This window comes from Micromonospora sp. NPDC047753, assembly GCF_040642735.1.
Taxonomy (GTDB): domain Bacteria; phylum Actinomycetota; class Actinomycetes; order Mycobacteriales; family Micromonosporaceae; genus Micromonospora.
Window position 1 is genome coordinate 1 of sequence record NZ_JBEYSL010000273.1, and the last position, 8989, is coordinate 8989.

6 protein-coding genes are annotated in these 8989 nt (G+C 74.9%); 2 read left to right on the forward strand and 4 right to left on the reverse strand.

Annotated features, from left to right (window positions below; all coding sequences use genetic code 11):
* Positions 1 to 118: 118 nt before the first annotated feature.
* Together ABZ749_RS21710 and ABZ749_RS21715 are read left to right on the forward strand one after the other, a co-directional pair.
* Positions 119 to 424: a PadR family transcriptional regulator gene (locus ABZ749_RS21710; protein WP_357230354.1), complete on the forward strand. Its 306-nt coding sequence runs from the start codon at positions 119 to 121 to the stop codon at positions 422 to 424.
* The gene (locus ABZ749_RS21715) at positions 421 to 1404 is read left to right on the forward strand and encodes a hypothetical protein (protein WP_357230345.1); all 984 of its coding nucleotides are present in this window, start codon (positions 421 to 423) and stop codon (positions 1402 to 1404) included. Before ABZ749_RS21710 ends, ABZ749_RS21715 begins: the two co-directional genes overlap by 4 nt.
* 97 nt (positions 1405 to 1501) lie before the next feature.
* Here ABZ749_RS21715 and mptB (ABZ749_RS21720) read toward each other — a convergent pair whose 3' ends face one another.
* The 4 genes from mptB (ABZ749_RS21720) to ABZ749_RS21735 all read right to left on the reverse strand — a co-directional run.
* On the reverse strand, positions 1502 to 3073 hold the full coding sequence (gene mptB, locus ABZ749_RS21720; protein ID WP_357230347.1) for a polyprenol phosphomannose-dependent alpha 1,6 mannosyltransferase MptB: 1572 nt from the start codon (positions 3071 to 3073) through the stop codon (positions 1502 to 1504).
* A gap of 14 nt (positions 3074 to 3087) precedes the next feature.
* Positions 3088 to 4488 (reverse strand): polyprenol phosphomannose-dependent alpha 1,6 mannosyltransferase MptB, encoded by a 1401-nt coding sequence (gene mptB / locus ABZ749_RS21725; RefSeq protein ID WP_357230349.1) that lies wholly within the window; start codon positions 4486 to 4488, stop codon positions 3088 to 3090.
* A 48-nt stretch (positions 4489 to 4536) separates the two neighbouring features.
* On the reverse strand, positions 4537 to 6156 hold the full coding sequence (locus ABZ749_RS21730) for a hypothetical protein (protein ID WP_357230350.1): 1620 nt from the start codon (positions 6154 to 6156) through the stop codon (positions 4537 to 4539).
* Positions 6149 to 8989, reverse strand: a 2841-nt coding sequence (locus tag ABZ749_RS21735; RefSeq protein ID WP_357230352.1) for a bifunctional [glutamine synthetase] adenylyltransferase/[glutamine synthetase]-adenylyl-L-tyrosine phosphorylase, incomplete at its 5' end; no start/stop codon positions are given. The genes ABZ749_RS21730 and ABZ749_RS21735, both read right to left, overlap by 8 nt.

Sequence of the window (8989 nt, forward strand, 5' to 3'; positions counted from 1 at the left end):
CAGGATGCCCTCCGCGCCGATCTCCACGTCGAAGCCGTCCACCTCGGTCAGCTTCAGCACGTCCCGAGCGCCCGAGTGGGTGACAGTGCCGGAGATCACCGCGCTGGCCGCCCAGCCGATGCACGGCTACGGGCTGATCGGTGAGGTCGCCGCCCTCTCCGACAACCGCGTGTCGCTACGCCCCGGGACGCTCTACGGTGCTCTCGACCGGCTGGTCGACGCCGGCCTCGTCGAGGTCGACCGGGAGGAGGTGGTGGACGGCCGACTGCGCCGCTACTACCGCCTCTCCCCCGCTGGTGAGACCGCGTTGAGCACCGAGACCGAGCGGCTGCGCCGCAACGTCGACGCCGCCACCGCCCGGCTGTCCAAGCGGACTCGCGCCGCCCTCCCGGTCACCCCACGCACGGCCGGAGGCTTGGCATGAACGACCTGGAACGCCGCTACCTCCGGCTGCTGCGCGCGTACCCCGCCGACTATCGGCGCGCCCGCGGCGCCGAAATCGTCGGCACCTACCTCGACCTGGCCGCCCTTGAGCAACGCTGGCCGACGCCGGCGGACGCCGCGGACCTGGTGCGCGGCGGCCTCCGCCAGCGGCTGCGGGCCGCGGGCGTCACCGACCTGATCCCCGGGGTACGCCTCGCGGCGCTGCTGGCCCTGGTCACCGCGAGCGCTCTCGCCGGAGTCTGGGGTACGGCAGAGCTGCACCCGCCGCCCGCCGAGTGGGGCGTCCCCCACGTCGGCCCGTTCGTCTCGCTCGGTGTCGTCGCGTGGGCGGCATGGCTGCTGGCGGCGGTGGTGATCGCCGTCGCGCCGAGCCGGGCCGCCCGGTGGGCCATCACCCTCGCGCTGGTGCTCACGATCACGCTGCCACCGGTGGCCGCGGCGCTCGACGCACTTCGACCGCCGCTGATGGTGCTGCTGCCGCAGGTGGTCCTGGGCCTGCTGGGGCTCGCCCTGCCCGATCGACCGTCCCGGGCGATCCGCCTCGCGCCGGCGCTGTCCGCGCTGTTGGCGGTGCTGGCGACGGAGTTCCTGGTGGGCCTGGATGCGGTCGGCAGCTACTACGGCGCCACCCTGGAGATCTTCCTGCCGTCCGTCGGCGGACTGTTGCTGGCCGTCGGGGCACTGTTGGCCATGGGGCTGGCACTGGGCGGGGACACCCGCGGCGGCTGGGCGCTCGTCACACTGCTCACTCCCGCCGGCTTCCTGGCGGTGCCCGGCCTGGCTGACAACTTCGGCGCGGCACAGGGCGCCGTCACCTTCGCGGAGCTGGCAGTGACCGCTGTCGCCGTCGCGCTCGCCGGTCCCGCCGTACTGTTCCTCAGCGTCCTGTTCCGCTCCCGCCGGGCCTCCACCCCCCAGCCCTCAACCCAGCCCTGCCCCACCTGCGGCGCGCGAGCCTAGCCCCCCACCCCCTCAACCCCGCCCCGCCCCGCCCGAGGCTGACGATCATGAGGTTGGAGAGGCGCTGCGTCCGAACTGCACCCGGCAACCCTCATGATCAACGGCGTCCATGGCGGGCGGTGCGGATGAGCACGGTCAGGAGCAGGGCGGTCATCGCCAGGGCACCGGGTGCCTTGGTGACGCGGGCCAGGTTGGTGCCGTCGGGCAGGGCGAGGAAGGCTGCCGCAGCGGTGGGCAGCACGAACCACGTCGTACGGGCGGCGGTGAGCGCGAGCAGCGCCAGCGGCCAGGTCGCGTACCAGGGGTGGAAGACCGGGGACAGGACGACGGTGGCGACCAGTGCCAACGCCGCGCCGTGCAGCGCCACCCGGGACCGCACCACCGGAGGACACCCACGCTCAGGGCGCGCGAACCCCGAGGGTGTGCCACCGGGAGACGCCCCCACGCGAGCAGCCACCTCGTGACCCGCGACCCCGGAACGTCCAGCCTCGGGACACTGGAACTCGTCGACGGACCCACCCCGATGAGCTGCGACGTCGTTCAGTCCGCGCAGGGTTCGCCAGGCCCGCCACCAGAGCACCAGCAGCACCCCGACGAGCAGCAGCAGCGCGACCGCTCGGACCATCGGCACCGCCTGCGGGTCCCGGCCGACCAGCGCGCCGGCGTAGTCGGCCACGAATCCCACGGCGGTGGGTGGCGACGTCCACTGCTCCGAGTCGCCACTGTGGGTCAGCCCGCCCACCCAGCCGAAGCCGAGGCCGGACACCGCGGAGGTGACCAGCAGCGCGGCGAGCAGCCCTCCGGCCAGCCATCCAGCGTGGCGCAGCAGTGCCCGAACGGTGTGCTGGTCGGGCATCCCGGCCAGCACCGCGAACGGCACCACCACCGCGGCGCTGGCCTTCACCGTGACGGCCAGCCCGAGCAGCGCTCCGGCCAGCAGCAGCGCCGCCGGCCGACCTGGTCGCCTGACCACTACCAGCAGTCCACACAGCAGCAGGCCCAGCATCACGGCGTCGTTGTGCGCGCCGGCCACCAGGTGTACGCCGACCAGGGGACCGGCCAGCGCCAACCAGACCGCCCGCCGGGCCGGCACCCCGGCCGCCCGGGCCAGAGCGGGAAGGCAGAGCGCGGCCAGCAGCAGCCCTGCCACGGCGATCACGCGCAGCGCCACGATGGTCCCGGTGAGCCCGCCGCCGAGGCCGACGGCGAGGGCCGCGAGCAGGACGAAGACCGGACCGTACGGTGCCGGGGTGTCCCGCCAGATCGGTGCCACGGTGTCCAGCCAGGGGCAGCCCGCAGCCACCACCCCCACTGTGTACGGGTCGACGCCGTGCGCGTACGTCCAGCCCTGGCAGGCGTACGAGTAGACGTCCCGGCTGCCCAGCGGTGGCGCGAGCAGCAGCGGAAGCGCCCACAGCCCGGCGGTGACGTACGCCCAACGGGTCGACGGCGCACCCTCGCGCAGTGACCACCACGCCCCGACCAGCAGCACGGTGCCGATCAGCCAGCAGGTCAGCGTCGCCGGGCCGTCCGGGGTCCGCCAGATCGACGCGGGTGTCACGCCCAGCGGGGCGTCAGGCAGTGCCCCGCCGAGGTATCCGGCCACGGCGAGCAGAACCGCCCCGAACAGGCCGGCGTACCGGGAGAGAGCGGCACCGGGAGCGGTCACCGGCGCACCTTCCCTCAGTCGGCGGCGACCGGCTGACGGGCCGCCCGAGCCGACCGTACCAACCGGATGACCAGCACGATCACCAACAGCGTCATCAGCGGCGCCCCGACCGTCTTGGTGTACCGGGGCAGCCCGGTGCCGTCGGGCAGCACCAGGAAGGACGCGACCAGGGCGACCACTGTGAACCATCTGGTCCGCTGGGCGGTGGCCGCGAGCACGAACAGCGGCCAGGTCCAGTACCAGGGGTGCACGACGGGGGCGAGCGCGACGGTGAGGGCGAGCGCGAGGCCGGCGTGGTACAGCGGGTCGCGGGTACGGGCCCGCCACCAGAGCCAGACGAGTAGCACCGCCAGGAGGACCACGGCGATTCCGCGAGTGACCGGGAGCGCGTCGATGTGACCACCGAACAGCGCCGCGACGTAACCGACAGTCTGCCCCACCGCGGTCGACGGGGACGTCCAGGCGATGGCGGCGCCACCCTGGGACAGCCCGCCGATCCAACCGAAGTCCAGCCCACCGAGGACGGTCACGCCGACCACCGTGGCTACGGTGCCGCCGACCACCCAGCCGCCGTCGCGGACCAGCGTGCGGATCCGGTACGGCCCGGCGGTGGCGGCCAGCGCGGCGAACGGCACCACCACCACGGCGGTCACCTTGATCGCCACCGCGACCCCGAGGAGGAGCCCGCCGACCAGCAGCATTCCGCGCCGGCCCGGGTGCGCCGCCACCACGGCCAGCCCACCGACCAACGCGGCGAGCATCAGCACGTCGTTGTGCGGGCCACCGATCAGGTGCGCGGCGACCAGCGGGGAACCCAACGCCAGCCACACCGCCCGCTTCGCCGGCACACCGGCCCGACGCGCCAGCGCCGGCAGTGCCCACGCGGTGAGGACGACGCCGACCAGCGACAGCGCACGGAACAGCACGATGCTGGCGGTCAGCGACCCGGTGGCCTTGACCACGGCGCCCGCGACGAGCACGAACAGCGGCCCGTACGGCGCCGGGGTGTCGCGCCAGATGACCGAGACCGTGTCCAGCCAGGGGCAGGGCAGCGCGGAGACACCCTGCTCGTACGGGCTGAGGCCGCCGACGAAGCTGGCGCCCTGGCAGGCGTACGCGTACACGTCCCGGCTGCCGAACGGCGGTGCGATCAGCAACGGCAGCAGCCAGAGCCCGACGGTGACCAGGGCCCAGCGCGTCGAGGGTCCCCCGTCACGTAGCGCCCACCAGGCGTACGCCATCAGGCCGGTGCCGACCAGCCAGGCGGCGAGGATCAGCGGGCCGTTGGGCCCCTGCCAGATGCTGACCGGGGTGCTGCGCAGGGGGCCGCCGGGAAACGCGCCGCCGAGGAAGGCGGACAGCGCGAGCAGCATCGAGCCGGCCAGGCCGGTCCAGCGCGCGAGGTGGGAAGGCACGCCGGACATGCTGCCAGCCCGTCGGTGGGAGGCCGACGGCAGGCACGGTCAGCAGTGGCGCGTCGGTGCCAGCCCACTGGAGATCGAGTAGTCGCCGGCGGCGCGGATTCGCACCTCGGTCCACCCGTCCGCGCCCGGTCGCAGACAGCCGTCCGGGCCGCTCAGTGTGAGCCAGCGCGACCAGCGCACCCGGACCGGCACGTCCCCGGGCGTGGCGGTCAGCCGGACCGCGCCGCGGTCGGCGGTGACGAGTCGACCCGGGGCACCGACCAGCGGGGTCGGATCGACCACGGCGTACATCCGCCAGGTCGGGTCACGCCAGACCTCCCGCAGGTACGGCAGGCCACCACGGATCAGCGCGGCCTCGTCGCGGCCCCACCGGTCGGCGGGTGCGTCCGGGGCGAGCACCACGTAGCTCACCGCCTCGTGCCGTAGCCACTTCTCGTACGTCTGCGCGCTCAGGCTGCCGTCGTAGAACAGCGCGTTGCGGTCGCTGTCGACCTGGCGTTCCCAACCCCGGGCCAGTGGCACGGTCGGCGGAAGGTACGCGGACTCCCAGTGGTCGCGCAGCGGCACCACCTCGACCCGCCCGGCCGGCTGCCGCCTGTCGAGTTCGGCGACGAGCGGTTGGTAGAAACTTTCGGCGCTCTCCGGGGCGCCGGCCCGGGTCACGTCGCTGATCATCACCGGCGACTGCCACCACACGGTCGCGGCGAGCAACCCGGCCAGCCACGGCCCCGGCAGGGCGGCGTACCCGGCCAGCACGGGCAGGGCGAACAGCATCGGCAGTCGCAGCGCGTTGGAACCGATCGGGCTGGGCACGTAGTACGCCCCGATCAGCAGCAGCACGGTGAGCGCCGCGCCAACGCGCAGCACCCGGCGGCGACGCGGCAGCACGACCGCCACCAGCACCGCGAGCGCGACGTTGATGCGCATCGACTCGGCCGAGTACGGCTGGGTGCCGCCGTTGCCGAAGACGAACGCCATCGGGGCGAGCGTGACGGCGGGCGCCACTGCCAGGACGAACCCCTCGGCCAGTGGTCGGTCGGCCCGCCAGCCTCCGGGAAGCCGGCGGCCCGGCCCGTCACCGGTGCGCAGGGCGCTGAGCAGCAGCGCCGCGCCGGCCAGCCCGGTGAACAGGCCGGCGACCGGGCTGGCCGCCGTCGCCAGAGCGGCGCAGACGGCGGCGAGCGTCAGCCGGAGCCAGCGCGGTGGGCGTTCCGCGCTGACCGCGCAGAGCGCCAGCAGCCCGAACGCCAGCCCGACCGCGAAGGTGATCCGACCGCTGGCCAGGTTGCCGACCAGCACCACCGCGCCGAGGACGCCGGCCAGCAGCGGTCGGCGGGCCCGGTTGCGGGTGAACAGCCAACCCAGCGCACCCGCGCCGACCACGGCGGCGATCGCCCCCAGCGGACGCACCCCGATCAGGGTGCCCAACCTGGCCGTGAAGAGGCTGTAGCCGTACTGGTTGACGCCGCCGTACCAGCCGAAATCGACCGGCGCGGACCCGTACCGCTCGGTGAACCCGGCACGCGCCACCTGGGCGGCGAGGTCGGTGCCCATCGGTGGAGCGAGGAGGAACGCGACGGCGAGCAGCAATGCCACCCCGGTCGCCACCGCCCAGCCCGCGACGCTCCGCCCGGTCGCGGGCGGCGACGCGTCAGGCATCGAGGACCCGTTCGGCAGCGGCGCGGGAGCGGCGGCCGGTGCGCAGGTACTCGTCGAGGAACTCCCCCGGGTCGTCGCGGCCGAGCAGCCGGGCCACCCCGGCCAACTCCACCCCGTGCCGGGGCAGCTGGTCACCGGCCCGACCCCGGACCAGCATCAACGCGTTGCGGACCTGCGCGGCCAGGGCCCAACCGGCGGCCATCTCCGCGGCGTCCGCCGGGTCGATCAGGCCGGCCCGCTCGGCCGCCGCGAGGGCGTCGAGGGTACGCGTGCCGCGCAGCTCCGGGATCGCGCCGGCGTGCCGGAGCTGGACGAGTTGCACAGCCCACTCCACGTCGGCGAGCCCACCGCGACCCAGCTTGGTGTGGGTGGCCGGGTCGGCGCCACGAGGCAGCCGTTCGGTCTCCACCCGGGCCTTGATCCGCCGGATCTCGACGACCTGCTCGCGGGACAGCCCGTCGGCCGGGTAGCGCACCGGCTCGATCATCGCCTCGAACTCGGCGCCCAGGTCGGCGTCGCCGCAGACGAACCTGGCGCGCAGCAGTGCCTGCGCCTCCCACACCCGCGACCAGCGGGCGTAGTACGCGGCGTACGCGGCGAGGCTGCGGACCAGCGGGCCCTGGCGGCCCTCCGGACGCAGGTCGGCGTCGACGCCCAGCGGCGGGTCGGGGGCGGGTACGCCGAGCAGCCGGCGCAGCTCCTCGGCGACGGCGTGCGCGGCCGCGCTGGCGGCGCTCTCGCTGGTGCCCGGGGGCGGGTCGTAGACGAAGAGCACGTCGGCGTCGGAGAGGTAGTTCGACTCGTACCCGCCGAGCCGGCCCATGCCGATCACCGCGAACCGCAGCCCCGCCGGTGCCGGTTGGCTGGCCCGAGCGGCCCGCAGCGCGGCGGCCAGGGTGGCGTCGGTGACGTCGGCGAGCGCCGTACCCACCTCGGTGATGTCGGACAGTTTGCGGGCGGGCCGGTTCGCGCCGTCCGCCCGGGTGGGGCTGGGCGCGAGCGCGCCGGCCCGGCAGAGCAGATCGGCGCAGGCCACCCGGACCAGTTCGCGACGTCGCAGCGCGCGCACCGCGCTGGTGGCCTCGACCGGATCGGTGTGCCGGGCCGCCGCCGCCAGGAACCCCTCCCGCAGCACCTCGGACGCGCGGGGCGCCAGCTCGTTCTCCTCGGCCAGCAGCCGCAGCGCCTCCGGGTCGCGGGCGAGCAGGTCGGCGACGTACCGGGACAGTGCGAGGACCCGGGCCAGCCGACGGGCGACCGGGCCGCCGTCGCGCAGCAGCCGCAGATACCAGGGGGTGCTGCCCAGCTTGTCGGAGACCTTGCGGTAGTTGAGCAGCCCCCGGTCCGGCTCCGGCGCGTCGGCGAACTCGCTGAGCAGCACCGGCAGCAGTGTGCGCTGGATGGCCGCCGTACGGCTCACCCCGCCGGTGAGCGCCTGGAGGTGGCGCAACGCCCCGGCCGGGTCGGCGAAGCCGAGGATCTCCAGGCGGTTCCTGGCCGCCTCCGGGGTGAGCCGCAACCCGTCGGCCGGAACCCGGGCCACCGACTCCAGCAGCGGCCGGTAGAGCAGTTTGGCGTGCAGTCGGCGTACCTCGGTGGCGTGGGTGACCCACTCGGCCCGGAAGCTCTCCACGGCGCTGCGCCCCGGCGCGGCCGTGAAACCCAGCGCGGCGGCGAGCCAGCGCAGCGCGCCCGGCTCGGCGGGCACCGTGTGCGTACGACGCAGGCCCTGGAGTTGCAGCCGGTGCTCGACGCCGCGCAGGAAGCGGTAGCCGCGCAGCAGGGCCTCGCCGTCGGCCCGACCGACGTAGCCGCCGGCGACGAGCGCGCGCAACGCCGGGATGGTGCCGGGCGGACGCAGCGTCTCGTCGCCGCGACCGTGCACGAGTTGCAGCAACTGGACGGCGAACTCGATGTCGCGCAGCCCGCCCGGACCGCGCTTGATCTCGCGCTCCAGCTCCTTCGGCGGGATGTGGTCGATGATCCGGCGGCGCATGGCGCGGACGTCCTCGACCGCCTCGGGCCGCTCGGCAGCCCGCCAGACCAGCGGCGCGAGCTGGTCGATCCACTCCTGGGCCAGCGGCAGGTCCCCGGCGGCCGGGCGGGCCTTGAGCAGCGCCTGGAACTCCCAGGTGCGCGCCCACCGCCGGTAGTAGGCCAGGTGGCTGGCGAGGGTCCGCACCAGCGGGCCGCGGCTGCCCTCGGGCCGCAGCGCGGCGTCCACCGGCCAGGCGACGAGCCCGCAGATGGAGATCAACCGGGTCGCCACCTGGGTCGCGGCGGGCAGGTCGGCGTCCTCGGCGGCCACGAAGATGACGTCCACGTCGGAGACGTAGTTCAGTTCGCCGCCGCCGCACTTGCCCATCGCCACGACCGCGAGTCGGGGCCGCTCGGTCCCCTCCGCCAGCTCCGCGACCGCGATCTCGTACGCCGCGGACAGCGTCGCGTCGGCCAGCGCGGAGAGCGCGGCCATGGTCTGCTCCAGGCCGCGACCGCCGGTCAGGTCGGCCGCCGCGATCCGCAACAACGCCAGGCGGTACGCGGTCCGCAGCGCCGCCACCGGGTTACCGCCGTCGGCCGGCTCCAGCCGCCCCTCGGCGATCGGGGCGAGCCCGTCCGCTGCGGTCCGCAGCGCCCGGTAGTGCTCGGGGTGGGCCACCAGGTGGTCGCCGAGCGCCGCCGACGCGCCCAGCACCGCGATCAGCCGCCGCCGCAGTCCGGGATCGGCGTGCACGTCCGCGAGCAGCGGCGATTCGGTGCCGCCTGCGGTGGCACTGGCCGCCGGCAACCTGTACTTCGCCGTCGGCGACAACACCAACTCCGGCGGCGACTC

Bases quoted from the DNA above. Each gene is read 5' to 3' on its own strand.
- ABZ749_RS21730 (WP_357230350.1), bottom strand. From the start codon at position 6,156: ATGCCTGACGCGTCGCCGCCCGCGACCGGGCGGAGCGTCGCGGGCTGG.
- ABZ749_RS21710 (WP_357230354.1), top strand. From the start codon at position 119: ATGCACGGCTACGGGCTGATCGGTGAGGTCGCCGCCCTCTCCGACAAC.
- ABZ749_RS21715 (WP_357230345.1), top strand. From the start codon at position 421: ATGAACGACCTGGAACGCCGCTACCTCCGGCTGCTGCGCGCGTACCCC.